This is a genomic window from Acinetobacter sp. WCHAc060042 (genome assembly GCF_003231195.1).
Classification (GTDB): domain Bacteria; phylum Pseudomonadota; class Gammaproteobacteria; order Pseudomonadales; family Moraxellaceae; genus Acinetobacter.
In genome coordinates, this window is the sequence record NZ_QKVN01000041.1 from 1 (window position 1) to 26,678 (window position 26,678).

Annotated in this window: 17 protein-coding genes, 6 pseudogenes and 1 CRISPR repeat array; of the genes and pseudogenes, 15 read left to right on the forward strand and 8 right to left on the reverse strand. The window is 39.5% G+C overall.

Going from position 1 to position 26,678, the window contains the following annotated elements; genetic code table 11:
- The 5 genes and pseudogenes from DPG01_RS15225 to DPG01_RS15240 form a co-directional block, all read left to right on the forward strand.
- Positions 1–1,732, forward strand: a 1,732-nt coding sequence (locus DPG01_RS15225) for a hypothetical protein (RefSeq protein WP_110975687.1), incomplete at its 5' end; no start/stop codon positions are given.
- A complete protein-coding gene (locus DPG01_RS15230) occupies positions 1,716–4,931 on the forward strand; it encodes a tyrosine-type recombinase/integrase (RefSeq protein ID WP_110975688.1) in 3,216 nt (1,071 codons plus the stop codon). The genes DPG01_RS15225 and DPG01_RS15230, both read left to right, overlap by 17 nt.
- A 191-nt stretch (positions 4,932–5,122) precedes the next feature.
- Positions 5,123–5,271 (forward strand): annotated as a pseudogene (locus tag DPG01_RS19090) (IS3 family transposase); the annotation flags it as partial.
- Positions 5,272–5,524: 253 nt separating this feature from the next.
- Positions 5,525–5,842 carry a helix-turn-helix domain-containing protein gene (locus DPG01_RS15235; RefSeq protein ID WP_004883943.1) on the forward strand — a complete coding sequence of 106 codons (318 nt, stop codon included), beginning with the start codon at positions 5,525–5,527 and terminating at the stop codon, positions 5,840–5,842.
- A complete protein-coding gene (locus tag DPG01_RS15240; protein ID WP_110975689.1) occupies positions 5,839–7,128 on the forward strand; it encodes a type II toxin-antitoxin system HipA family toxin in 1,290 nt (429 codons plus the stop codon). The genes DPG01_RS15235 and DPG01_RS15240 overlap by 4 nt, the downstream gene beginning before the upstream one ends.
- 17 nt (positions 7,129–7,145) lie before the next feature.
- On the opposite strand, the gene DPG01_RS15245 is transcribed toward DPG01_RS15240, so the two are convergent.
- The 3 genes and pseudogenes from DPG01_RS15245 to DPG01_RS15255 form a co-directional block, all read right to left on the reverse strand.
- Positions 7,146–10,493, reverse strand: coding sequence for a DEAD/DEAH box helicase (locus DPG01_RS15245; RefSeq protein ID WP_110975690.1), 3,348 nt, complete (start codon positions 10,491–10,493; stop codon positions 7,146–7,148).
- Between the two features lie 263 nt (positions 10,494–10,756).
- Positions 10,757–11,053, reverse strand: a pseudogene (locus DPG01_RS15250) (integrase core domain-containing protein); the annotation flags it as partial.
- A gap of 69 nt (positions 11,054–11,122) precedes the next feature.
- Positions 11,123–11,611: pseudogene (locus tag DPG01_RS15255) on the reverse strand (IS3-like element ISAcsp5 family transposase); the annotation flags it as partial.
- Positions 11,612–11,701: 90 nt separating this feature from the next.
- On the opposite strand from DPG01_RS15255, the gene DPG01_RS15260 reads away from it, so the two are divergent.
- The 7 genes and pseudogenes from DPG01_RS15260 to DPG01_RS15290 all read left to right on the forward strand — a co-directional run bounded on the left by DPG01_RS15260 (position 11,702) and on the right by DPG01_RS15290 (position 18,863).
- Positions 11,702–12,085: a transposase gene (locus DPG01_RS15260; RefSeq protein ID WP_001055589.1), complete on the forward strand. Its 384-nt coding sequence runs from the start codon at positions 11,702–11,704 to the stop codon at positions 12,083–12,085.
- The gene (gene tnpB, locus DPG01_RS15265; protein ID WP_162622354.1) at positions 12,082–12,417 is read left to right on the forward strand and encodes an IS66 family insertion sequence element accessory protein TnpB; all 336 of its coding nucleotides are present in this window, start codon (positions 12,082–12,084) and stop codon (positions 12,415–12,417) included. The genes DPG01_RS15260 and tnpB overlap by 4 nt, the downstream gene beginning before the upstream one ends.
- A 74-nt stretch (positions 12,418–12,491) precedes the next feature.
- Positions 12,492–14,133 (forward strand): annotated as a pseudogene (gene tnpC, locus DPG01_RS15270) (IS66 family transposase).
- A 430-nt stretch (positions 14,134–14,563) separates the two neighbouring features.
- Positions 14,564–15,310 (forward strand): beta-ketoacyl-ACP reductase, encoded by a 747-nt coding sequence (locus DPG01_RS15275; RefSeq protein ID WP_019384920.1) that lies wholly within the window; start codon positions 14,564–14,566, stop codon positions 15,308–15,310.
- A gap of 50 nt (positions 15,311–15,360) precedes the next feature.
- Positions 15,361–15,705, forward strand: a complete 345-nt coding sequence (locus DPG01_RS15280) for a phasin family protein (RefSeq protein ID WP_019384921.1) — start codon at positions 15,361–15,363, stop codon at positions 15,703–15,705.
- A 124-nt stretch (positions 15,706–15,829) separates the two neighbouring features.
- A complete protein-coding gene (locus DPG01_RS15285; RefSeq protein WP_019384922.1) occupies positions 15,830–17,602 on the forward strand; it encodes a class I poly(R)-hydroxyalkanoic acid synthase in 1,773 nt (590 codons plus the stop codon).
- Positions 17,603–17,684: 82 nt separating this feature from the next.
- On the forward strand, positions 17,685–18,863 hold the full coding sequence (locus tag DPG01_RS15290) for an acetyl-CoA C-acetyltransferase (RefSeq protein ID WP_019384923.1): 1,179 nt from the start codon (positions 17,685–17,687) through the stop codon (positions 18,861–18,863).
- A 71-nt stretch (positions 18,864–18,934) separates the two neighbouring features.
- Here the strand turns inward: DPG01_RS15290 and DPG01_RS15295 are convergent.
- Together DPG01_RS15295 and DPG01_RS15300 are read right to left on the reverse strand one after the other, a co-directional pair.
- A pseudogene (locus tag DPG01_RS15295) lies at positions 18,935–19,186 on the reverse strand (helix-turn-helix domain-containing protein); the annotation flags it as partial.
- A gap of 103 nt (positions 19,187–19,289) precedes the next feature.
- Positions 19,290–20,381, reverse strand: a complete 1,092-nt coding sequence (locus DPG01_RS15300; protein ID WP_026094134.1) for an ATP-binding protein — start codon at positions 20,379–20,381, stop codon at positions 19,290–19,292.
- Between the two features lie 199 nt (positions 20,382–20,580).
- On the opposite strand from DPG01_RS15300, the gene DPG01_RS15305 reads away from it, so the two are divergent.
- From DPG01_RS15305 to DPG01_RS15315, 3 genes and pseudogenes are all read left to right on the forward strand, one after another.
- On the forward strand, positions 20,581–20,883 hold the full coding sequence (locus tag DPG01_RS15305; RefSeq protein WP_002058191.1) for a helix-turn-helix transcriptional regulator: 303 nt from the start codon (positions 20,581–20,583) through the stop codon (positions 20,881–20,883).
- Positions 20,884–20,947: 64 nt separating this feature from the next.
- Positions 20,948–21,136: pseudogene (locus DPG01_RS15310) on the forward strand (type II toxin-antitoxin system HipA family toxin); the annotation flags it as partial.
- A 115-nt stretch (positions 21,137–21,251) separates the two neighbouring features.
- Complete coding sequence (locus DPG01_RS15315; protein ID WP_002058193.1) at positions 21,252–21,488, forward strand: VF530 family DNA-binding protein; 237 nt, start codon at positions 21,252–21,254, stop codon at positions 21,486–21,488.
- Between the two features lie 412 nt (positions 21,489–21,900).
- A CRISPR array of direct repeats spans positions 21,901–23,911; the repeat unit is 28 nt; unit sequence TTTCTAAGCTGCCTACATGGCAGTGAAC.
- A gap of 131 nt (positions 23,912–24,042) precedes the next feature.
- Here DPG01_RS15315 and cas6f read toward each other — a convergent pair.
- From cas6f to csy2, 3 genes are read right to left on the reverse strand one after another with little or no spacing between them, the layout of a single operon-like run.
- Positions 24,043–24,657: a type I-F CRISPR-associated endoribonuclease Cas6/Csy4 gene (gene cas6f, locus DPG01_RS15320; RefSeq protein ID WP_110975692.1), complete on the reverse strand. Its 615-nt coding sequence runs from the start codon at positions 24,655–24,657 to the stop codon at positions 24,043–24,045.
- A 3-nt stretch (positions 24,658–24,660) separates the two neighbouring features.
- Complete coding sequence (csy3, locus tag DPG01_RS15325; RefSeq protein ID WP_110975693.1) at positions 24,661–25,674, reverse strand: type I-F CRISPR-associated protein Csy3; 1,014 nt, start codon at positions 25,672–25,674, stop codon at positions 24,661–24,663.
- A 26-nt stretch (positions 25,675–25,700) separates the two neighbouring features.
- The gene (gene csy2 / locus DPG01_RS15330; protein WP_110975694.1) at positions 25,701–26,585 is read right to left on the reverse strand and encodes a type I-F CRISPR-associated protein Csy2; all 885 of its coding nucleotides are present in this window, start codon (positions 26,583–26,585) and stop codon (positions 25,701–25,703) included.
- Positions 26,586–26,678: the final 93 nt, after the last annotated feature.

The window sequence follows — 26,678 nt, forward strand, 5'->3', positions numbered from 1 at the left end:
TTTCAATACAGATCCATCCAATGATTTTGAAAAAAATCTACTGAATAATCTACGCATTACATTTACTTATATTTTAAACAATAAGGCCAAAATTGCCAAAGCGAGCATCGAGACTCAACTTCAACATGATTTTTTAGATGAAGATCAGCTGATTGTAGAAAGTTCAGAAATTAAAAAAGGTCAAAAGTCTAAAGCTCTTAATATAGAAGAACAATTAGATGACCAAGATACACGTCAAATACTTGTAGACCCAACCATCGTTACCCCCCTTGCTGCATATTCAGAATCCGGCCAAAGCTATGTGCTGCCTCTGGTTGCCAAACATATTCAACGGAAAGAACATTTGCTGCCATACAGCAGCCTCTTTCCTAATACCACAAGCATAAGTGCCCTAATTACTGAACTATATAAAAATTACATTGTTGAGGTTAAAGAAGACTCTAAAGACAAGGATAAAGAAATCAAAAAAAAGAAGGCATCCTTGATCCTGATGCTGTCATTTCTGACAGGAAATAAAATCCAGGAGTGGCTCCGTCTACAAAGTAAACGTGCTAAAAATTTAAATGCTCGCCAACAGATCAAGCAAAGCAATGGACAATATTATCTGAGAAGTAAATTTTCAATTTTTGAAAATAAGGATTTTGCTTATCCAGAGGGCTTGCTCAACCAAACAGTTCATCTGGACATCCCGATCCCGAATTCATTTATTGAATCTCTGCGAGACGGTGACCCCGTTAAGGAAGAGGACCTTCAGCAACATTTGAAACAGCTGAGAGCCAAATTTTATATTCCAAAATTATCACTAATAAGAATTGGCTCTCTTTTACATCAGACTATTTTGCAACGCACTGGAAATAAACAGCTTGCTGACCTTCTCACTGGTATTGATGCCAATAAGTCTTCTTCTACTTCTTATTGTCATCAAAATATCCTGACTTTACAGACTGAATATGTCTCAATTTTAAAAGAGCTGTGTGAGTCGTTATCCGATGAATACCAGAATATTGAATATGCTGCAGAAAAAAACTTTGGAAGCCGCAAAGCACCTACTTCAAATGTGATTCAAAATATCTTTGCCACTCTCAAATTCAGAATAATTTCACAAAAAGAAGACGACTGGATAGCAATTTTTAATCACTATAATCTGTGGATGTGGCATTTCTTGTTGCTCTTTACTGCTGCACGACCCGTCGCTGAATTTCCAGGTTTTTTAAAAAGCTTTAACCTGAAAAGAAAAATATGCATGGTTTCTGATAAGGAGGTGGGTGGGCGTCAAGGCTATGGACGTTTAATTCCACTAGGTCATTTTGTTGTACAAGAACTCCAGAAATTCATAGATTTTTTACATTATTTTAAAACTCAAATTGCTCCTAGTCAGCCAGAAATTCCACAACATATTCAACAAATTTTAGAGAGCAAGCTCCCACTATTGAATATCTTTCAGGATGGTCAATGGTACCCCTTAAGGCCTTCGATTATAAAAAAATCTAACCCTGAGTTAAGTTTGCTACATGAAAACTGGCACCGGCATACTGCCCGTGCGTTTCTCAGCCATAAAATTAGCGAAATTGAAATTTTAGCTTTATTCGGTCATGAACCGATGCAGCAAGAAGCTGCTCATCCTTATTCCAGCTTATCTATTTCACAATATTCAAGCATTGCCCATGTTCTTGAACAAATGAAAGATCATTTTCAAATTACCGGTATTGAACTCGATGTCCTCATCCAATAAACGAACTAAGCAAGCTCGACCACTATATGCAGAAAATCGTAGAAAACAAATTCGTCTTGAGAAAGAGAAATCTCCTCGATCGGATGTAGAAAAGGAATTAATTCAATATTTCCAAGAAATAGAACTAGAACAAAAAGAACATCTTGAATCCTTATATCCCGCAATTTATGAGTTTATTAAACGCAAAGCTCCAAGCTTGGCCTGGAAAAAATATGCACATGAGCTTTTTCGGTCATATATCAAGCAAATCAATTTAAATCGTCGTGAGACTTTGCCCCTACCGAATCTGACATTTGAGATGAAGCGTGATCAACCAGTTTTTACCATGGACTGGATCGAGAAGGGACAGCAGGTTGATGAAGTTCTTGATAAGCTTTGGGACTACTGGATTCTAGCAAAAGATAGCAAGACATTTTCTGATGATGAAATCATTGGAAATATTGTTATTTCTGCCATGCTTTATTCCGGCTTAAATCAAAAAGCGTCTTTAGAAGCTTTGCTTGAACACTTAAAAGATCCGGCAAAAATCAGAAAGATCGAAGATCTGAACATTATATTTTTAGAACCGCTCTCTCCCTCTTATGGAGATCTATTTATTGATGAAAAAACCATTCGTAAATCGCGTAATTTTATTCCTGATCAAATCACCCGCTTATGGTTAATTCATTTTAATAGCAGAAATATTCGTACAGTAAACCAGAATGTAGAAGATTATCTACAGCTTATTTTTAATAAGATTAAGTTACCATTTAATCTTAAAACTTATAAATTATTACGCGACTACGCCAACTTTAACTGGATGCAACTCCCGAAAGTTGACATTGATCCTGCTCTCTCACAATGTCTTATAGAAAATACTGCAACCTGTGGCTTATCAGAAATAGAATTTGAAAGATTTCTTCATCCAAAATTTAAATATCAGCAGGACACTCTTACTGATTCAGATGTAGAAAAATCACCATCTATTGTGGGTAAATCTTACTCCAATGATGACATTCAGCAAGCTTTGGATGATGTTATAAAGATTCACAAAGACCTTTTACAACTGATTCGTACATCACAAACTGATCAAGCCATTGATGTATTAATCATTAAATATTGTCTTGAAAATACTGATAAATTTAATGAGTACAGTAAACGTGTCGCCTTATGGCTCATCAGCCTTTATAAACCAGAATTAGAACAGATTCAGCAACTGGCTGAACGTTTTAATTTTTGCGTAAACCAATTTCAAAAAGCGTTTCAGCAGAATAGACCGTTAGCAGATAGTTCGATTTACACTTATTACTCCCGTATTGCTGAGCCCTGGCTCACCCATTCCTTACAATATCTAGATAGCGAAGATGATCTGAATACGAACCTAGCGAAGATCTACCAACAAATTATTACGAACACCCGTCTCGCAGATGAAGCAGGCCAACCTGAATTTAAAAAATCCAGAGGTCAAACCAGCAGGATGTTGAAGCGCTTCCATAGCTTTCAACGAACAGTTTTTGACGCTGAGTCTCTCGAATTAGAGTCAATTGCCATACAAAACAGACCGAGAGCACGTATCATTGGTCCCATGACTTATCAAGCTTTCATGAACAAGTTAGATACCTTATTTTCAGGGGCTAATAGTCAAGAAAATACGTATAAGACATTAAAAATCATCTATATTTTAGCTTACCGTACCGGTATGCGTATTAATGAAATTCTCGGCTTACGTGTGCGGGATATCGAGGGCTTGAGCTGTTTATCCGTTTGGATTCAGCCCTACGGCTCAAAAAAGAAAGGAAACTTACATCAACTTAAAACAGATAGTGCTGAACGCAAAGTCCCTGTATATTGCTTATTAAAAACCGATGAATATCAAATATTTCATAATCATGTAGTCGAGCAACGATTACTCAATCAGGAAAACTTATACCTATTCAGCAACTGGAATGAAAATAGCAAGCTGAACAAACATACGGTGACAACACCTTTCAGAATGATTATGAACGAGCTTTTTAAAACTCATGACTATTCTTTTCACTCATTTCGACACACGGCTGCCAATCACTTATCCATTCTGCTCAACTGCGATTATGCTCCACTGGTCAAGAATCTTACGGATTATACTGCAGAAGAATATCAGTCCATTCGGACAGAGTTACTCCGTAATACGCATGGTCAAAATCATTGGTTTATGATTGCCCATTTACTGGGTCACATTGACCCTACGGAAACCTTTAAAAGCTATATTCATCTGAGCTACCTGATCGCTGGACATAAAATACTGCAATATCACCCAGACATAGATACTCAACTGGCAAAAAAGATGATGGGCTACCTACCTTCTTTCAAATTTTTAAACACAGTAAAAGATTCTGCTCCATTCAATTTCGAAAAGCATGCTGGTCATTTAAGTCAGCAGTTACTCAACGATCAAACTGACTGGTTAAAAAGTAACGTAGAAGACATTCTAGATGAGGTTTCATTTAACTCAAAGCATCATGATTTTTTTAAATATTTCGCGGGAACAAAAGAATCCAAAGTTTCATTTGCATGGTTTTTTAAGTGCCTAAATTTACTGGAAATTCATCATGATCCAGATCGGGTATCACAAGAAATGAGTTTACCTGTCGAACTGGTTAACTACTGGTATGAAAATGCCAAACAACTGGGCCAACTCAAGTCTCAAAAAAACAACCCAAGGTTATTTGATCTCAACAACACAAATCATCTGGATAAACCTTTGAAACCCTCGATGATAGATAGCGCTGAAGAGCGCAAAGCAAGGAACTATTTCTTTGAAAATATTCAAAATATCTTTGAAAAAAAGCCAGATCAAATAAAAGCGGTGCTTGAGACATTTTTAAGTCGTGTTACAGTTTCGCATACCGGCATTCATTATCGCTGGAATAAAATTGATCAATTGGAATCATTTTATTGCAAGGTAAAAGACCTGTTTCCCCATCAATTTTGGCATTTGCTTGGACAAGACTTGGTACAATTGCTAGATAAAAAGAAACAACCTTTATTACTGAAGCTGGCTAAATCGAGCACAACAGAGCATCCTACGACTCAAGAAGATTATGTTCGTCTCCAGCTTTACTCGACAAAAGATGCCAAAGCACTGGCCGCATTTAAATTTTGCTTACATCTAGCTTGTATTGGCAGACCTCGATCTCTTGAACTGCAAGTTGAAGGTCTAAAAATCACTACATGCGATTAAATAATTTAACCGTTGCTGCCTTATCTAAATGATGTGTGCTGAAAAAACAAGAGGTTTTAACTTGGTAAACTATACATACTCATCAGGAGTTTATCATGAGCAAGAAACACAAGACGTATACGGCAGAATGAATCGTACCGGGTTTGTCGGAGACCAACTTTCCCTGAGATAAGAAGCATCGCTTCGCAAGGAAACATCGAGCAAAACGAGGTCTACATGATTTTCATCATGCTGAGCGAATCAAACGAATTTGGAAAGAAAGTTCGGGGTGATATGGCGTTCGTAAGGTCTGGCAATAACTGCAACGAGAAGTTATGTTATTGCGCGCTGTACAAGTGCGCTAGGTTATGTGCCACCTTTTGTGTTTGAAAAAATGTTCGATGATAAGATTAACACGTTAGGTCAGGTGGCCTAACTTAAATAAAAAAGTCTCCGACAAACCCGGTACGGTTCAATGCAAAATCAACAACAACTTGAACACCCATTTCTCATACAAGTAGGGCTATTTTACAGATCGAAATGATAAATTCATAAATTGCTTTTCAAAAAAAAAGCAACTAATATGCTTCTTATACCACCAAAAAGCAATAAATATGTCTACACTAAATAAGTCTTTACTACAGCAAGTCAAAAAAAGACGAACCCTATTGGGTTTAAAGCAAGTTGATATGCAATCACGTACAGGCATTTCAAGACAGCAGTACCAAAAACTGGAAAGTCAAGGCAATCCTCGATTAGATACCTTAGAAATTATTGCGGCAGGACTAAATGCTCAACTGATGCTCATCCCAGATGATAAGGTTCATTTGATTAGACAATTATTGAATGATGAAATTAAAGTCACTATTGAAGATCAAGATGACTTAATGTCTAACCCATGGAAAGGTCTTCTCGGAGGAGAGGAACCATGAATACTGTTGCAGTCCTGAAATTAACATTACATCACGTTGTCGTTGGATACTTGGCAGGATTTCAGAGCGGAAAAAATATTCTGGTTTTCACAGATTCTTTTCACTTGGATCAGCAACGTCCGACCTTGAGCTTGCTTACTTCCCCTTTATATCCTCAAGCGGATAAGATTTTAGAAAAGACCTATGTTACACATCAGCGCTTACACCCCTTGCTATCAAATCTGCTACCAGAAGGTGCATTACGCGAACTCATAGCACAAAGCCTCAAAATACATATAGACAATGAATTTCAGTTATTGGCAGCTTTAGGTCATGACTTACCTGGGGCACTGATTGCAACCCCAGTAGATCCAGAAGAAATCCCAGATGGAATAAAATTTAAGCTTCAGATCTCGAATCCAGATCAGATATTAAAACAAGAGATTCGGACAAATAATAAGTTTTCCTTGGCTGGCGTCCAAATGAAGTTTTCCATGAAAGCCAAAGATGGGCGTTTTACATTAGCACAGGCAATAGAATCCAGTCTATTAGGGGATTGGATTATCAAAACTCCTTCTTCCAGACATGGTTTTGTTCCACTAAATGAATATTCTATGATGAGCCTTGCCAAAACAGTCGGCATAGATGTCCCTGAGATTCGCTTGGTGGATATGGCACTCTTACAAGACCTGCCACCATTAAATTTACCCCAAGAGCAATATGCTTTCGCAATCAAAAGATTTGATAGACAGAGTACTGCTGATACTATAGAGCTTATTCACATCGAAGACTTTGCTCAGATCTTCGGCGCATATCCACATCAGAAATACAGCACCACAAATTATGAGCAGATAGGAAAGATCATTTATCAATTTTCAGATAACAAAATTCTTGATATTCAGCAATTTGCCAGCCGCTTACTCGTCAATATTTTGCTCGCCAATGGAGATGCGCACTTAAAAAACTGGAGTATGATTTATCATGATAAAAGTGCACCCAGATTATCTCCCGCATACGATATATTAATGACCAGTGTATATATTGAAAATGAGCGTCATTTCGCATTAAATCTTGCCAAAAATAAAGATTGGTATTTAGCTGAGATGAAACACTTTGAACAATGGGCTGAAAAAGTCGGTGTTCCATGGCGTGTTATTGAAAAACAACTTCACGCGATCATGGACAAAGCACGGTCAGTATGGCCAGTGCTATTACTAGACTTACCTATGATTTCTGTTCATAAAGAAAAATTAAGAGAACATTGGAAAAAATTGCATCCAGACTTTCAGATACTTACAGATGATTAGGGTAATCTGAAACCAAACTAAAATTTCTCAAACAAGTTCATCACGTCATTTTCCGTCAGTTTCGCTTCGCCCTCATGATCGGTACTTAGAATAGACTGTGCCAGTTCTGCTTTATTTTGCTGTAAGGCAAGAATTTTTTCTTCTATGCTTTTATTGGTAATCAGCTTATACACAAATACTGGCTTGTCCTGTCCAATCCGCCATGCACGATCTGAAGCTTGATCTTCAGCAGCAGGGTTCCACCATGGATCATAGTGAATGACCGTATCTGCGGCAGTTAGATTCAGACCGACCCCTCCTGCTTTCAGACTGATTAAAAATACTGGCACTTGTCCAGACTGAAATGCTGTAATGACTTCATCTCGCTTTTTGGTCTTTCCAGTCAGCTTCACATAGCCAATTTCTGCGTGATGGAGCTGTTGCTCAATCAGTTCCAACATTGAGGTAAACTGAGAGAAGATCAGAATTTTTCGCCCCTCCTCCACCATTGGAACGACCATATCCATCAACTGTTCAAGTTTGGCAGAGTGTGCCTGCCCGGTTTTCACTGAATCCAGCTTTAGTAAGCTAGGATGGCAGCACACCTGACGTAGCTTCAGTAAGGCATCTAAAATTTGAATTTGACTACGTTTAAAGCCTTTTTCTGCCACAATTTTCTGAATATTTTCCTGCATCGTGGCACGAACAGCCTCATATAACTTGGATTGCTGGTCATTCATATCAATATTGACTTCAATCGTAGTTTTTTCTGGCAATTCTTTGGCTACGTCAGTTTTCAAGCGACGTAAAATGAAGGGCTTAATCCGGTTGACCAGCTTTTGCCTTAACTGCTGATCACCGCGTTTTTCAATCGGATGACGGTACTTTTTATTAAAAATTTCTTGTGAATATAAAAATCCTGGCATCAGGAAATAAAATAGTGCCCACAGTTCACCCAAATGATTTTCCATCGGGGTACCTGTTAGACACAAACGATGTCGTGCTTTTAATTGCCGTACTACCTGTGCAGCTTTGGCACGCGGATTTTTAATATTCTGCGCCTCATCTAAAATGAGTTGATGATATTCATATTGCTTTAATTGTTCTTCATCTCTCGCTAGAAGCGGATAGGTGGTTAACACAATATCATAGTGCGGAATCTGCTCAAAATTCTGATGGCGGTCGGGCCCCTGTAGCAGCAATACCTTCAGCTGAGGGGTAAATTTCTCCGCTTCTTTGAACCAGTTATGCATCAGCGATGTGGGTGCAACAATTAAGGCGGGACTGTCCTGCAAATATCCAGCCTGCTTTTCCATGAGTAAATGGGCTAAAGTTTGTGCTGTTTTCCCCAAGCCCATATCATCTGCCAGAATCCCGCCATGCTGGGTTTCCCTTAAAAACTGTAACCAGCCTAAGCCCTGCTGCTGGTATGGACGCAACTCCCCCTGAAAACCTTGTGGTGTCGGCAGTTGTTGCTGATAGCCTTGTTTGAATTTTTGTACAAATTGCTGCAGGCGATCACTGACCTGCCATGTCATCCCAAGATTATGCTGCAATTCTAATAATTGACTCGCATCATAGCGATCAATACTGCGCTCTTCTTGCTGTAAAATGCTCTGCAGATGCAACAATACCGGCTTAATATCCCTAGCGGATAGAGCCAAATCAGGTTGATCAACTGCAGTTTTCACGGTGAAAATTTGACTGTCATGCAGATGAATAAAAGTCCGCGGATCAAGTAAATCAGGATTTACTCGCACCAAAGCTACGAGCGCATCAAGCAAATTATAAGAATTGCCTGCACTGTCTTGAACCGTCGCCCCGATATTGAACCAGTCCTGCTGACCTTCAGATTCAGTGATAGAAATATTTAAATTTTCAACATATTGCAGGTTAAAGGGGCTGTTTTCCAGATGCTCTATCTGCCAGCCTATTAACTCAATTTGATTGATGGGCATCAGCTGTTTGATCCAGTCTCCATAGAAAGCAAAAACCATAGAATCAAGACGTTGTTTATCCAGTTTTAATTGCTGGTCATAACTAAGATCTTTCACCCACTTCAGTGATTCGACCAATAGCTGTAAACGCTGGATTGACTGTTGTTCCTGAACTAAGTCCCGAAGCTGTCGTACCATTTTGTCATGCTGCTCACCAATAAAACTGTCGCCTGATGTACCTGCTTTTATTCTTCCGCCTGCATAGGAGAATTCAATTTCAGCACAAACAGACTCTTCCCATTTCCAATCAAATTTATCTAAAACACCGAAGCGTAAAATTGGCTGGGGACTACCCTCAAGGACATCAATATGCTGAATAGACTCGGGTTGAGGCAGATTTTTCACATCTGAATATTGATGAGTCAGTTTCTCAAACTCTGGCAAGAGCATAGATGGAAGATCAGGCATCTGTAAAAAATGGTACAGAAGATTTGCCGTATATTCACCATATAACTGGCCCACCTTGTTCTGTTGAATATCCACATAACATGGTGGATGGCTCGCGAGAATCTGAATATGTGGATTTGATTTTAAATCGAGTCGAATATCACCATTGACCAATTCAATGTTTAAATGCTCTGTCTGTTTGTTTACACCTTGTTGCCAGATCAGTTCGATGTGATAGCCTTGTTCTGACCATTGAAGTGCAGTATGGTTCTTTTTTTGCCAATACACATCGCCACTTTGAATAAAAGATTTGAAATGCTCCAATAAAATTCTAGAGATATCAAGATTGCTTTGATAAAAGCGTTCGTCACTATTTATTTTGGCATAATAATAAATCTGGTTAAATAATTGTCGTTTTTGTTCAGGTAAAGTCAGATGCTTTCTGGTGATATTTTCATATTGGGTATAATAACTTTCCCCTGCAATTGAGCCGTTCTTATTGCGTCTGGCTTTCTGAACATCAACTGTCAATTTCTTTAAGCTGACCGACTGATCTAGCAGGTAAATTAAATAATTGTTTGTTTTGACAGATTGCTCTGGTTCAGTCTGTTGCAAATACCGTTTAAAATCATTCAACCAGCGCTGCGCCTGATCATCCCCCCATCGGCGTTTTGCGATTCCCTGCGGAGATTGAGATTCAGCATAACGCTGTTGAAATTCCTGACGATATTCTTGAAAGAATAACCGCGCTAAAGCAGCAGCATGTTTACAGTTATATCCAACTGGACAAGTGCAGTCATCATCGATTAAACGGTCTTTTTTAAGATTATAGGTAATCGCGGTATCGTAATAATCTGTCCCTTCAATTTGAGCATACATCGTGACATCATCATTTTCCTCAAAGAACTCAATCGTTTCCCTATCAATGTGTTTAGCATAGCTCAGACTGCGATGAAGAGTTGGATTACTAAAGTGAGATAGAAAATTGATCAATGAGGACATAATTACCAGACACCAAAATGTTTATACAATTATAACGGACAAAGCTGTCATTTCAGAACAGTAGCCGAACTGCTCAACCTGAGCACAGATTCGACTCACTCAATAGGAATATTGTGAATAAAGACAATCAAATTCGAGAAGTTAAACAGTTCATTGAGATCGAAAATATCCTGATAGAAAGTGATCATTTCTTCACAACAGTTAATTTTAAACCAAATGGGGTCAAAAGTTTTAGCATTGTTTCTATGTGTGATTCATAGAGATCATTTCAATTTAGCGATCTCTAGATCCATCTTGTAATTGGCATGTTGAATCCGTTCATTTGAGGGGTTGTATTGCTTCTGGACTTCATCTGAGAAAGGAGTTTCTTCACATAATTCAAAGTACCTCTCCATCGGTGTTTTACCTTTCAACGCTGAATGTGGTCTCATCCAGTTATAGTAATGCTGCCATTCGGCTAGCTTGTCTTGGATATCCTCAGAATCGATATCTACAGTAGCGTAGAACTCAGATTTATCAGTTTTTTGTGAACGCTCTACCTTGCCATTCAGATGAGGTGTAATGTGGTTCCGTTAATTAGACCACTCAATTCAGTTTTATAAGTGATAAATCCGCTCTAAATATTTAAATTATGCTGCCATTACTTTTAGTAAATGTTGATCATAAAATTCATCCGGTGTTGCCTTATTCAAACTTGAATGAGGACGTATCATGTTATAAAAATCCAAATATTCAGCAATTGATTGTTTCGCTTGTTTAACCGTATCGTAAGCCTTCAAATAGACTTCCTCATGCTTCACGCTGCGCCATAAACGCTCAATCATTACATTATCCATCCATCGTCCTTTCCCATCCATACTGATACGGATATTTCGCAATTTTAACTCATTCAAAAATGCCTCGCTTGTGAATTGACTGCCTTGGTCTGTATTAAACACCTCTGGACAACCATATTTCACAATTGCTTCTTGCAACGCATCTATGCAAAAGTCTGCTTCCATACTGATCGATACTCGATGAGCCAGTACTTTACGACTATGCCAATCTATAATTGCACACAGATAGACAAAGCCTTTAGCCATAGGAATGTACGTTATATCTGTACACCAGACTTGATTAGAGGTAAGCATCCGGCTAACACAGCCTTACCAAGCGATCCTATAAGCCTTAATTTAGTTCCCACCTAAAAACAAGTGGGGACTTAATCCATGAACATGGATATATATTCAGCAACACCTCCTGTTGCTAAAAAACGCAGAACATACAGTAAAGAATTCAAACTCAGTATTGTCAATGCCTGCAAAAATCCTAATACCTCGATCGCTTCGGTCGCACTGCAACATAGTATTAATGCCAACCTTGTCAGTCGTTGGATCAGGATCTTCAGCCATCATGAGGGTGCTGTGCAGGATCCTACTCATGTGAATCCAGCATTTATTGCTTTGCCTTACACTGCTGCAATCAGCCAACCTATTGATGAGAGGATCACGTTGTGTATCACCGTGCCTCATACGAATAATGATATTCAGCTAAAATGGCAGACATCAGAAATACCTGCCTTGGCAGAATTACTCAAGGCACTTGCAACATGATCCGCATTGATGAAATCTGGTTGTCTACTCAGCCCATGGACATGCGTGCAGGTATGGATACGACCATGGCTCAGGTGGTGAGAGCCTTTGGCTACATCAAACCGCATTGTGCTTACCTGTTCTGTAATAAACGTGGCCATCGCATGAAAGTGCTGGTGCATGATGGACTGGGTATCTGGCTGTGTGCCCGGCGGCTGGAACAGGGGAAATTCCACTGGGCTAAAGTTCACCAGGGTGAAAGTATGGCGATCAGCCCGGAGCAGTTACAGGCACTGATCCAGGGTTTGCCCTGGCAAAGAATCGGACTGCAGCAAGTGGTAACAATGCTCTAAACCAGGCTCATCCATTCTGCTATTCTCCAAACGTTCTATTTCCTCTGCATCATGACCTCAGGCATACTGCGGTCATGAATACGCTGCCTGATTTAAGCCAACTGACCCATGAACAACTGCTGGAATTTACCAGACAGTTGGCGATGCAGCATCAGTCTCTGGCACAATCAAACCAGCAATTAGATGCCAGAGTTCAACATCTTGAAGTCACCAATCAGCAATTAGATTCTAAAGTTCAACATCTTTCTATTCTCAATCAAAAATACGAGCATGAGCTTGCACTATTTAAACAGCATAAATTCGGCAGTAAAAACGAACATCTAACCGCAAAACAAATCCATCTCTGGGATGAAGCGGTTGAAGAAGATATTGCAGCGGTTGATCTGGAACTGGAACGACTGAATGCAGATAAAACCAATGCAGCTGCACAGAAAGCCCCAGTCAACAAACCTAAACGTCGGCTGTTGCCAGATCATCTACACACCCTCCGTATTGAGCATGAACCTGAATCAACACAATGCAGTTGTGGCTGTACCTTGCGTCGTATCGGTGAAGATGTCAGTGAAAAACTGAATTTCAGACCGGCACAGTTCTATAAGGAACAGCATGTGCGTGGTAAATGGGTCTGTGATCAGTGTGACACTCTGACTCAGCAAGCGATGCCAGCCTATGTGATTGATAAAGGCATTGCTTCACCTGAATTGCTTAGCCATGTGCTGGTGTCAAAGTATGCCGATCATTTGCCTTTGTACCGTCAACGTCTGATCTATCAGCGGGCGGGAATCGAGCTTTCTAGATCAACTTTATCTCTTGCGAAGCAGTGCTTCTCAGATAGGTCGCTGCGGTGTAGAACTGGAACCTCTGGCCAATGCCTTAAAACAGGTGGTACTGCAACAGCAGGTGATCCATGCAGATGAAACACCGGTGACGGTCATGCAGATGGGTGAAAATGAGAAAAAGCCCAAAAAAGGTTATGTCTGGGCCTATGCCAGCACACAGTACAATCCAGTTCAGGCAGTGATCTATGACTTTCAAGATAGCCGTTCTGGCCAGCATGCTGAAGACTTCCTGAAAGGCTGGCAGGGTCATTTGGTCTGTGATGATTACAGTGGTTATAAAGCACGCTTTAGATCAGGTCAGGTCATTGAGGTGGGCTGCATGGCACATGCACGTCGTAAATTCCATGAACTACATGTGACCAAGAAAAGTCAGGTCGCTGAACAGGCATTAGTGCTGATTCAGAAATTATATGCGATAGAAGCAGAATTAAGAAAAAAGACGGATGGTACAGCGGAAGACCGCTGCGAATACCGACAACAGCATAGTCAACCGGTCATGCAACAACTATATGAATGGCTCAACCAACATCAGCTGACGGTGCCATCGAGTTCTCCAACCGCCCGGGCGATCAATTACAGCCTAAAACGTTGGACTGCTTTAAGCCGCTATCTGGATGATGGCAATCTACCCATTGACAATAATTGGATAGAGAACCAAATGCGTCCCTGGGCCTTGGGGCGTAAGAACTGGCTATTTGCAGGTTCGCTGCGCAGTGGTCAACGAGCTGCCAATATCATGACTTTAATCCAGTCAGCAAAGCTGAATGGGCTGGATCCGTATGCCTATTTAAGTGATGTTCTGAAAAGGTTGCCGACACATAAAGTGACCCAGATTGAAGAGTTACTGCCACACTGCTGGAAACCTAAATCGAATTAAAAATTGGTATGGGATTCAGCGGACGCTTACAATAATTCAACTTTAAATCCATCCTCAACATTACAACGCACTTCAAGCACAACAACTATTAATTGCACATATTAAAAAAATCTAAATCCAAATAATCTGCTCGCAGTATGTATTTTAACTGTCATATATCTACAACTTATAGCAAACCCTTATTTGCACCAGTTCTCTGAACTTTGCTGCGTCCTGCACGATGAATCAATAACTTCACTGTAGCTGCTTGTTCAAATCCTTACATGCTGCCGTTTCTTCCTCAAGATATTTCCAATATTTGTTTACTTTTGACTTTAAAGCATCATCAAACTGTGATCTGTTTGCAATATAAAACGCTTAATTTCTAAACAAGAATAAAGAGGAAAAACTTCTTATTTTTTTATAACCTTATTCTGCTTAGGAAAACAACATGTCTGAACAAAAAGTAGCTTTAGTGACGGGTGCATTAGGTGGTATTGGCAGTGAGATTTGCCGTCAACTGGTTACAGCAGGCTATAAAATTATCGCAACGGTTGTACCACGTGAAGAAGACCGCGAAAAACAATGGCTTCAAAGTGAAGGATTTCAAGACAGCGATGTACGCTTTGTCTTAACGGATTTAAATAACCACGAAGCGGCAACAGCAGCTATTCAAGAAGCAATTGCTGCTGAAGGTCGTGTCGATGTGCTGGTCAATAATGCAGGCATCACCCGTGATGCAACTTTTAAAAAGATGAGCTATGAACAGTGGTCACAAGTCATTGATACCAACTTAAAAACATTGTTCACAGTGACTCAGCCCGTGTTTAACAAAATGTTAGAACAAAAGTCGGGACGTATTGTCAATATCAGCTCAGTCAACGGTTTAAAAGGTCAGTTTGGACAAGCCAACTACTCTGCGAGCAAAGCCGGCATTATCGGTTTTACCAAAGCCTTAGCTCAAGAAGGTGCACGTTCAAATATTTGTGTAAACGTGGTTGCGCCTGGCTATACCGCAACACCAATGGTTACTGCCATGCGTGAAGATGTGATTAAAAGCATTGAAGCACAAATTCCTCTACAACGTCTTGCTGCGCCAGCTGAAATTGCCGCTGCTGTTATGTACTTGGTCAGCGAGCACGGTGCGTACGTGACAGGCGAAACCTTATCGATTAATGGCGGTTTATACATGCACTAAACCGTGCAGCCCCTATTTTCATTTACAAGTTTATTTACTGGAGTTACACCATGCTATACGGCGACTTATTTTCAAATATGAATGCACAATACAAAAACGTATTTGAACCGTACACAAAATTCAACAGCTTAGTGGCTAAAAACTTTGCTGACTTAACCAACCTACAATTAGAAGCAGCACGCAACTATGCCAACATTGGTCTAGCGCAAATGTTTGCCAATAGTGAAGTTAAAGACATGCAAAGCATGGTGAATTGCACCACCAAGCAATTAGAAACCATGAACAAACTTAGTCAGCAAATGATTGAAGATGGCAAAAAGTTGGCAACACTAACGACTGAATTCAAATCGGAATTTGAAAAGTTAGTTAGCGAATCTATGCCTAACAATAAATAACACTGCTCTGAAAACCATGCGTTATCAGGACGAATGTTACGGGGAAGTGTGAAAATTTCCCCGTTTTAGTTTCAGCCCTGCACTCAATTTGATTGCTAAAAGCCATGTGCTATGGAGCGATGAAATGAACCCGAACTCATTTCAATTCAAAGAAAACATACTACAATTTTTTTCTGTACATGATGACATCTGGAAAAAATTACAAGAATTTTATTATGGGCAAAGCCCAATTAATGAGGCTTTGGCGCAGCTCAACAAAGAAGATATGTCTTTGTTCTTTGAAGCACTATCTAAAAACCCAGCTCGCATGATGGAAATGCAATGGAGCTGGTGGCAAGGTCAAATACAAATCTACCAAAATGTGTTGATGCGCAGCGTGGCCAAAGATGTAGCACCATTTATTCAGCCTGAAAGTGGTGATCGTCGTTTTAACAGCCCATTATGGCAAGAACACCCAAATTTTGACTTGTTGTCACAGTCTTATTTACTGTTTAGCCAGTTAGTGCAAAACATGGTAGATGTGGTCGAAGGTGTTCCAGACAAAGTTCGCTATCGTATTCACTTCTTTACCCGCCAAATGATCAATGCGTTATCTCCAAGTAACTTTCTGTGGACTAACCCAGAAGTGATTCAGCAAACTGTAGCTGAACAAGGTGAAAACTTAGTCCGTGGCATGCAAGTTTTCCATGATGATGTCATGAATAGCGGCAAGTATTTATCTATTCGCATGGTGAATAGCGACTCTTTCAGCTTGGGCAAAGATTTAGCTTACACCCCTGGTGCAGTCGTCTTTGAAAATGACATTTTCCAATTATTGCAATATGAAGCAACTACTGAAAATGTGTATCAAACCCCTATTCTAGTCGTACCACCGTTTATCAATAAATATTATGTGCTGGATTTACGCGAACAAAACTCTTTAGTGAACTGGTTGCGCCAGCAAGGTCATACAGTCTTTTTAATGTCATGGCGTAACCCAAATGCCGAACAGAAAGAATTGACTTTTGCCGATCTCATTACACAAGGTTCAGTGGAAGCTTTGCGTGTAATTGAAGAAATTACCGGTGAAAAAGAGGCCAACTGCATTGGCTACTGTATTGGTGGTACGTTACTTGCTGCGACTCAAGCCTATTACGTGGCAAAACGCCTGAAAAATCACGTAAAGTCTGCGACCTATATGGCCACCATTATCGACTTTGAAAACCCAGGCAGCTTAGGTGTATTTATTAATGAACCTGTAGTGAGCGGTTTAGAAAACCTGAACAATCAATTGGGTTATTTCGATGGTCGTCAGTTGGCAGTTACCTTCAGTTTACTGCGTGAAAATACGCTGTACTGGAATTACTACATCGACAACTACTTAAAAGGTAAAGAACCTTCTGATTTTGATATTTTATATTGGAACAGCGATGGTACGAATATCCCTGCCAAAATTCATAATTTCTTATTGCGCAATTTGTATTTGAACAATGAATTGATTTCACCAAATGCCGTTAAGGTTAACGGTGTGGGCTTGAATCTATCTCGTGTAAAAACACCAAGCTTCTTTATTGCGACGCAGGAAGACCATATCGCACTTTGGGATACTTGTTTCCGTGGCGCAGATTACTTGGGTGGTGAATCAACCTTGGTTTTAGGTGAATCTGGACACGTAGCAGGTATTGTCAATCCTCCAAGCCGTAATAAATACGGTTGCTACACCAATGCTGCCAAGTTTGAAAATACCAAACAATGGCTAGATGGCGCAGAATATCACCCTGAATCTTGGTGGTTGCGCTGGCAGGCATGGGTCACACCGTACACTGGTGAACAAGTCCCTGCCCGCAACTTGGGTAATGCGCAGTATCCAAGCATTGAAGCGGCACCGGGTCGCTATGTTTTGGTAAATTTATTCTAATCGGTCATATAACAACAGCCATGCAGATGCTATATATCATGTGCATCCACAGAAACATGAACACAAAATTTAAGGATATAAAATGAAAGATGTTGTGATTGTTGCAGCAAAACGTACTGCGATTGGTAGCTTTTTAGGTAGTCTTGCATCTTTATCTGCACCACAGTTGGGGCAAACAGCAATTCGTGCAGTTTTAGACAGCGCTAATGTAAAACCTGAACAAGTTGATCAGGTGATTATGGGCAACGTACTCACGACAGGCGTGGGACAAAACCCTGCACGTCAGGCAGCAATTGCTGCTGGTATTCCAGTACAAGTGCCTGCATCTACGCTGAATGTCGTCTGTGGTTCAGGTTTGCGTGCGGTACATTTGGCAGCACAAGCCATTCAATGCGATGAAGCCGACATTGTGGTCGCAGGTGGTCAAGAATCTATGTCACAAAGTGCGCACTATATGCAGCTGCGTAATGGGCAAAAAATGGGTAATGCACAATTGGTGGATAGCATGGTGGCTGATGGTTTAACCGATGCCTATAACCAGTATCAAATGGGTATTACCGCAGAAAATATTGTAGAAAAACTGGGTTTAAACCGTGAAGAACAAGATCAACTTGCATTGACTTCACAACAACGTGCTGCGGCAGCTCAGGCAGCTGGCAAGTTTAAAGATGAAATTGCCGTAGTCAGCATTCCACAACGTAAAGGTGAGCCTGTTGTATTTGCTGAAGATGAATACATTAAAGCCAATACCAGCCTTGAAAGCCTCACAAAACTACGCCCAGCCTTTAAAAAAGATGGTAGCGTAACCGCAGGTAATGCTTCAGGCATTAATGATGGTGCAGCAGCAGTACTGATGATGAGTGCGGACAAAGCAGCAGAATTAGGTCTTAAGCCATTGGCACGTATTAAAGGCTATGCCATGTCTGGTATTGAGCCTGAAATTATGGGGCTTGGTCCTGTCGATGCAGTAAAGAAAACCCTCAACAAAGCAGGCTGGAGCTTAGATCAGGTTGATTTGATTGAAGCCAATGAAGCATTTGCTGCACAGGCTTTGGGTGTTGCTAAAGAATTAGGCTTAGACCTGGATAAAGTCAACGTCAATGGCGGTGCAATTGCATTGGGTCACCCAATTGGGGCTTCAGGTTGCCGTATTTTGGTGACTTTATTACATGAAATGCAGCGCCGTGATGCCAAGAAAGGCATTGCAACCCTCTGTGTTGGCGGTGGTATGGGTGTTGCACTTGCAGTTGAACGTGACTAAGTACACCATTGCATCGAATCTTGAAACTTGATAAAGATTGACAATAAATTCAATACATAATGGGAGCTCAGGCTTCCATTATTTCTAGCTGAGCGCATTTCTAATATTAAGGCTTCTAGCTCAGCATTGATTTTAGTATTTGGCGATTTTAAGGGACGTCTACTCTGACTACTTAATCCATCAATACCTTGCTCAGAATATCGTTTCCACCACTTGCGTAACGTTGGTCTAGAAATGCCACATCTCCGACAAACTAGGCCAGCATCATTAGTCTCTTCAAATAATTTAACTCATACGAGTCTTTGTTGAATTTCTCTGTTCATAGACACCCATTATATTGAAATAATGTCTATGAATAAAATACTTAAATAAAAATTCTCCGACAAACTCGGTACGGTAAATTTTTATCCAAATGAGTTTTCAAAATTATGCTTCATCCATAATCCATTCTTTAAAAAGAGCATCCTCGATTTCATAAGTACCATTCTCTGGTTTAAAAATAATTTGTTTTTTTGATAAAGAACGTAGGGCCGATTGAATACTTGATACCGCAATGTTATCTACACCAATGGAATCAGCCAGATGTTGTCTAAATTGACTACTATAAAGTTCAACTTGTGATTCCGCTATGGCTTTTAAAATTAGCTGTTCTAATAACTTAAACTCTCCCCATAATCCCGAAAAGTCACGATGCCCCATTGTATCGGCTATAAGCTGTTCCTTGGCAAAATCTATAGCCAGCATTGGGTTTAAGGCTAAACGCTCCACTAATGATCTTGCTAGTTGAGGACTTTGCTTCATATCTAAAAAGGCGTGCCATAAAATTTCTTTATTCAAACTACGTCCTGTTGTCTGATTAAATACATCTGCCAGATGATCTGTAAATGCTTTTGTTAGATTTGGAAAAGGTAAATTCTGTCCATAATGAAAAAAGGGAGCACTACTCACAGAAAACATTTGTCTCAGGCCTTCTCGACTTGAACCAGTAAAAACCACCTTTATTGTTTCTTTATGCATATCTAAAGCGGTACGTAAACTGGCAATCGTGGTTTTATATTTTGAACTAGCTAAAGCCTGAATCTCATCAAGTAACAGTAAAATAGGTTTCCCCTGCTGAGCCAGTTTAGTAATGCTAGACAAAATACTGGAATTCACTTGTCCTTGTAGAAGTGTCACTTCAGCTTTTACCTCTGCCACCTCTGTACTTAAAGAACCAATATTTTTAATCCAATGTGTGGCTTTCCCCATTAAGCCATTTTGTTTTGAAAACTCATCAAGAGCTTTTACAAACTGCCCTTCACTATGCAGGCCTGCATCTAAAAAACTGAAATAAAAAACGCGCCATCCAAGCTGTTCTGCTAGGGGCGTAATATCTTTTCGTAAAAATTCAGTTTTTCCCATCCGGCGTGGGGCAAAAAAAGTCAGAGAACTAGCTAGTCCAGTCTCAAACATGCCTAAAATTTGTTTCGCCAGTTCGGTACGTGGAAAGTGCCAAGGGTCATTGGAGATGGTCATCATTTTAATTACTCGGCAATGATTTATTTATTACCATAGATTGTATTAGATTCCATTAGATTGTAAATGTCTAATTAGATTTCTTTAATCTAATAGGATCTAATCAGGCCAATAAAGCACCTTCTTACCGATCAACTGGTTTATTTTATAACTCCATTATTTTGTGGTTTAATAGACATATATGGACATAAGACCCAATATTATGGATTTAAAATTCAGAAAACCTGAAGAAGTTGTTGGATTATTATGTGAGAGGCTTCGTAAAGAACGACTTTATCTGGAAATGACTCAGGCAGATGTTGCTGCACGTGCTGGTATTGGTGTGAATACAGTATCCAATCTGGAAGCAGGTCGAAATGTTTCATTTGAAAATTTAGTACGCGTTGCCATGGTCCTAGGCCGATTACAAGAATTAGAGGAACTCTTCAAACCTAATTTAAACAGTGTAGATGATATTCTTCGCTATGAGAGCAATACGGCTCGCCAACGTATCAAAAGGAAATAAATCCATGCTCAAAAAACTTAATGTTTACTACAATGGATGGGGTGAATATTGGCTTTAGGGTACACTGGTCTCCTCAACGGCAATCACAGGTCGACCATTAATTGCCTTTGAATACAGTGCTGAAGCGATCCGTAAAGGTTTAGAGCTTTCCTCTTACCTACTTCCATTAAAAGGTGACCCATTAAGAAAAAACTTTCCTACACAGCAAATGGGATTACCAAGTCATATATATGATGCATCACCCGATGGCTGGGTGTGCTCCAGAATTTTGGTGGCTATTCAGTCCATCATTACTTACATTCCAACTCTCTAGTTTTCCAACTAGCCCAGGTTATAATAATGGCCACCCAAAATACGATTGATCTATTATGAACACCTCCAATGACCCTTTACACGGCAAAAAACTTGCTGACATTTTGGATGAATTATTGGATTACTACGGTGGCTTTGAAGGTTTAAGTCGTAAAATTGAAATTAGATGTTTTTGCATAGACCCAAGTGTTAAATCATCATTGCGATTCTTGCGTACCACACCATGGGCACGTGAAAAAGTAGAAAGCTTATATTTGTACGTCTTACGCCAAAAGGCAAAACAGAAACCGTAGCCCCAGGCAACACCCCTCTCATTATAAAATTATACCAGTCAGTAAAACACCTTTAGATTAAGCATGTGTATGTTGGTTATTATTGTTGATTATCACAATAAATTAGTGACCAAAAATCAAAGTACCCCACCCTACCTTAAATTACACCACACAAAATAAAAACTCTATATAACTGTTATATATAGAGTTTATTAAAATACCAATTATGTTATTTAGTGTATTTTATGTCGGTGACTCTTGCCAAGGTTGGGGTCGCGAGTTCGAGTCTCGTTTCCCGCTCCAGATTCAAAAAAGCCCTCATCGAAAGATGGGGGCTTTTTTATTGATTTGATTACAATTTTCTCTAACATCTAAAGGCAGTATAGACAATTTCAGCAAAGTCTTACCATAGATAGTGTCACCTTTACATCAATTTCTAAGCTGCCTACATGGCAGTGAACTTGCAGGCTTGCTCAGGTGTAGATGCTAGTGTTTTCTAAGCTGCCTACATGGCAGTGAACAAATACTGTTGGTGATGTTTACGGGGCTGTTACTTTTCTAAGCTGCCTACATGGCAGTGAACGCTGACTTCATGTTGGGTGGTGCGTTTAAGATTTTCTAAGCTGCCTACATGGCAGTGAACATTTACTGGTACTGGTGGCGCTTCTGCTTTAATTTCTAAGCTGCCTACATGGCAGTGAACAAATAAGCGCTGTTAAAACTTTGGCTAGTAAATTTCTAAGCTGCCTACATGGCAGTGAACTTTCCATTGAGGTATTCAAGGTTGGACTTAGATTTCTAAGCTGCCTACATGGCAGTGAACACAACAATCCCTTAAGTCGGTTCATCCGTGGTTTTCTAAGCTGCCTACATGGCAGTGAACTACAAAAGAGCCATCCCTTTCTTTGCGTTTATTTTCTAAGCTGCCTACATGGCAGTGAACTACGGGATACCACAATAAAGCATTCTGACCGTTTTCTAAGCTGCCTACATGGCAGTGAACAGGTTCATTACAGTTTCCAGCATTTTGTGACTTTTCTAAGCTGCCTACATGGCAGTGAACCAAAACACTTGCACAACGTGGGTTGTTCAATCTTTCTAAGCTGCCTACATGGCAGTGAACTCTACTTTTTCCGCAGCTCAATCTTATGCTATTTTCTAAGCTGCCTACATGGCAGTGAACTGACCACGTTACGCTCTATGCACTTATTCCAATTTTCTAAGCTGCCTACATGGCAGTGAACTATAGCTTTAGAATTCCCGGTTTTCTGCAACTTTTCTAAGCTGCCTACATGGCAGTGAACTCTCTAAAAATCGTTCTTCAGTAACTTCAACATTTCTAAGCTGCCTACATGGCAGTGAACAATGGTAAAGATTACATAAAAAAAGGTACTGCTTTCTAAGCTGCCTACATGGCAGTGAACTGTTGGATGTACGCCGCAAGCATTGTACGTGTTTTCTAAGCTGCCTACATGGCAGTGAACAAAGAGGTCCCCACACTGGTAATGTGGATAAATTTCTAAGCTGCCTACATGGCAGTGAACTCTATTAAATGGGTTCTTAAAATTGGCAGTATTTTCTAAGCTGCCTACATGGCAGTGAACTCATGACCATGTGAAGATGTGGGACTGCGTATTTTCTAAGCTGCCTACATGGCAGTGAACGAAATGGTGGATTGTTCACAGCCAATCAAACTTTTCTAAGCTGCCTACATGGCAGTGAACTTAAATGCATGATCAACCACCCAAAGCGTTTTTTTCTAAGCTGCCTACATGGCAGTGAACTTGGGAAGATTTCGACGCTAAAGCGTCGGAACTTTCTAAGCTGCCTACATGGCAGTGAACCAGACAACCTTGGACTTGTTCCAAAGTTCTTTTTTCTAAGCTGCCTACATGGCAGTGAACAGTAGTTGATTTATTGCTTGACGGTGTTGATTTTTCTAAGCTGCCTACATGGCAGTGAACATCATACTTAGGGCAACATCTGCACCCGATAATTTCTAAGCTGCCTACATGGCAGTGAACTTGCGAATGTAACGCCTACAGCGGGACAAGTTTTTCTAAGCTGCCTACATGGCAGTGAACACAACATAGAGCAGGGTGCAATGGAAATGCTTTTTCTAAGCTGCCTACATGGCAGTGAACCAACTGAGATGTTATAGCCAGCTTCATTCTTTTTTCTAAGCTGCCTACATGGCAGTGAACTTGTCTTTCCCGCTTGAGTGTGAAATTCAAATTTTCTAAGCTGCCTACATGGCAGTGAACCACTCACAAGCCTTTGGGAATTTCATTGCAATTTTCTAAGCTGCCTACATGGCAGTGAACATTCCATATTCAATTTTGATTTGCTTGATTTATTTCTAAGCTGCCTACATGGCAGTGAACTGGCGAATGTAACGCCTACGGCTGGTCAGGTTTTTCTAAGCTGCCTACATGGCAGTGAACAGTAAAATTAACACAAAAAATAAAGCTATAACAGTGAGTTAAGCTTTAAATCTAGTAAAAGACCCAAGTTTTAACCCACGTTTATAACTTATTGATTTTATTAAGCTGTTAAAGAGTATAAAAATATTGGGTTAAAATTCGGGTACAGAACTCTGTGAACTTAAACCATAGGTACTAAAAACCTGAGTTGCAGATTTTTCCGTAGCGTTCTTTTCAATGAACAACTTAAACCATCTCTTATCTTGTTCATCAGAAGTACTTAAACTTTGCAATTGGATATAAGGTAAATCCGTTGTTGTTACAACATTACTATAACGAGCCAATGCTTCATCAAAACTAATATCACCACGCTTCACACGGTGACGAGCCAAACGCTGTGGATTAGTTTTCACCTGTTTACGCCTATAAATGGCATAGCCTGTGATTCTATTTTCAGGAACAGGACGTACACTCGTGATATGTGTGTAATCTAATAAACGATCTAGCCATTTTCTGATGTCCAATTTTTGTAAATCTATTTCAGATATAGCAAAAATACGTAGTTTCCCACCTAAACCAACTTTAGATCTTTTATTTTCCTGTACTTCATACACATAATCAGGAAAAGAAATTCCTATTGGCACTTGATTGTACTGATCTTTCATTTCTACCAAAGCAAAATGTAACTGCATATAGATTTTTGACCAAAGGAAATAAGGTGAAATCTCAGCTTGATCAATCAAAGTAATTTCTTGGTAATAATCCATTGATTACTCCTTACCACTTTGACCAAATACTCCACCACGAACTAAAACTGCCATCACATAATGTTCTTGTTCAGTATTAGCCAATGACTCACCTAAAGCGTACTTATCAAATAAATTAAAAAAATCAACTTTATCTTTCGGAGTTCTATATGCTTTTCCAAGATTTGTAACCGCACCATACGGTTCTATCGCAATTGCTGTTTTTTTATCATCAAATTCAGGATACCAAGTATCAATCGTACGCAGTGCATTACCGATTTTTTGAGAATGCATTGCAGCAACATCATTCACTTGATAAAGAATTTTGCTCTTATTGCCTTTTCCTTTATCTAATACCAACTCTTCACTTGGATAGACTTCTTGCGCTTTACCAACTAATGCATAAGCTTCAACTTTAATTAATAGATAAGCAGTTTCACCTTTCAAAGCCTGTGCAATTTGGTTCGCTAAGTTTTGTACTTTCTCATCAATCTGATCAAAGTCATGCAATGGATATTCCAAAGCATTAAAAGTGATTGCTGCTTGATCATTAATCGTAACAACAACTTCTACTTTTTCAGCTCCAACACGATTACGCCATAAAAACCGAGCATTGGCTATATTAAGTGCATAGCGTTTAGCAAGCTCAGTAAAGCCATATTGTTCAATATAGTTTTTTGCTACAACTTGATAAGAAGCTAAGAAATTTTCATTGTTACAAGCAGATGGATTTTCAATTCCACCGAGTACTTTTAAGGTAAATCTAACTTTTAAAGTGTCCTGATTTTCTCCCAAAGCACATGCATCTACAGTCTGTAAATTGGCTTTCTCAACCTCTGCATTCAGTTTCATTGGGTCACCTGCAACAGCAGGCTTTAAACGGTTTGAAATCGTTCCTCGTACCGATTTTTCAATCAGCTTTAATGCTGTTTGTTCATTACGATTAGTCCAAGTTGTTCCGTAAAAATAACCATCTGATGGAACAAGTTTCTTTTCAAATGCCAATACACTTGCAACTGCTTTTTCATTTTTAGCCATGAGTTTTTCCTTTTTTCAATATCAAGTTAGTTTGTTGTAAAATTTTCACAAAGGTATAAATTATTTTCTAAATCAACATGATACTTCCATAACAGTTGATCAATGTGTTCTATACGATATGGCATCACAAATTCACCTAACGTTAAAACACTTTCTGCAAAGCGATGCGGAGTATTGGCATCACGTTGATTTTTTGCTTGTCCCAGTTCGGAAATTCCCTGAAAACCAACAGCAATAGGCACAAGCCAACCTTGAGCTTTACGCTTTGATGTCCATGTCACTTTGTCATCTTGATCTAGACTAGAACTATGTATGACTTTTAAATAATCTAAAACCGCATCTAACGCATCTCTGCCCTGATTCATACTTTCTATAACAAGATCACGACGCTCAATCAGTACATGTCCAAGCATGAGCTTATTTAAGATGGGTTTTAATTCCTTATCCTGACTTTCATCTTCATCAAAATCCAATATTTGACAATTCTTAACTGCTAAAACATCTCCACTCGCAAATTTCATGCTGCACACTAGATCAGGGATAAGCTCTAAAAGTTGATCTCTTTTTTTCTTACTCAAATTTTCAATTTCAATTAAAAGTGAAACTTCTAAATGACAACGAGCTTCTTCAATAAAAGCAGGTCTACTCCCATCCTTATCTAATGGATTCGCTGTACCTATAATGGAGTGAACAAAATCCCCTTGCCCTTTATAGGTTTGCAAATTAAATTCATGACAGCTAATTGCCACTTTAGTTAAAGCCACATCACACGTTTTAGTTTGTAATTTACGTTGCAAGGCATGAACTGCACCGAGCCACGCTGTCATTGCAGGAAATCCGATGGTATATGGACTACTCATTGCATTGGCATTGTGAAGTTTTAAATGTGAAATCAATAAAAAATGACGCATTAAAAAAACTCCTTATCTTCATCCAGTGCTTCAAATACAATACCTTTTAACTCAATAATTTCAGGGCTACCAAATAACTTAGAACCATAAAAG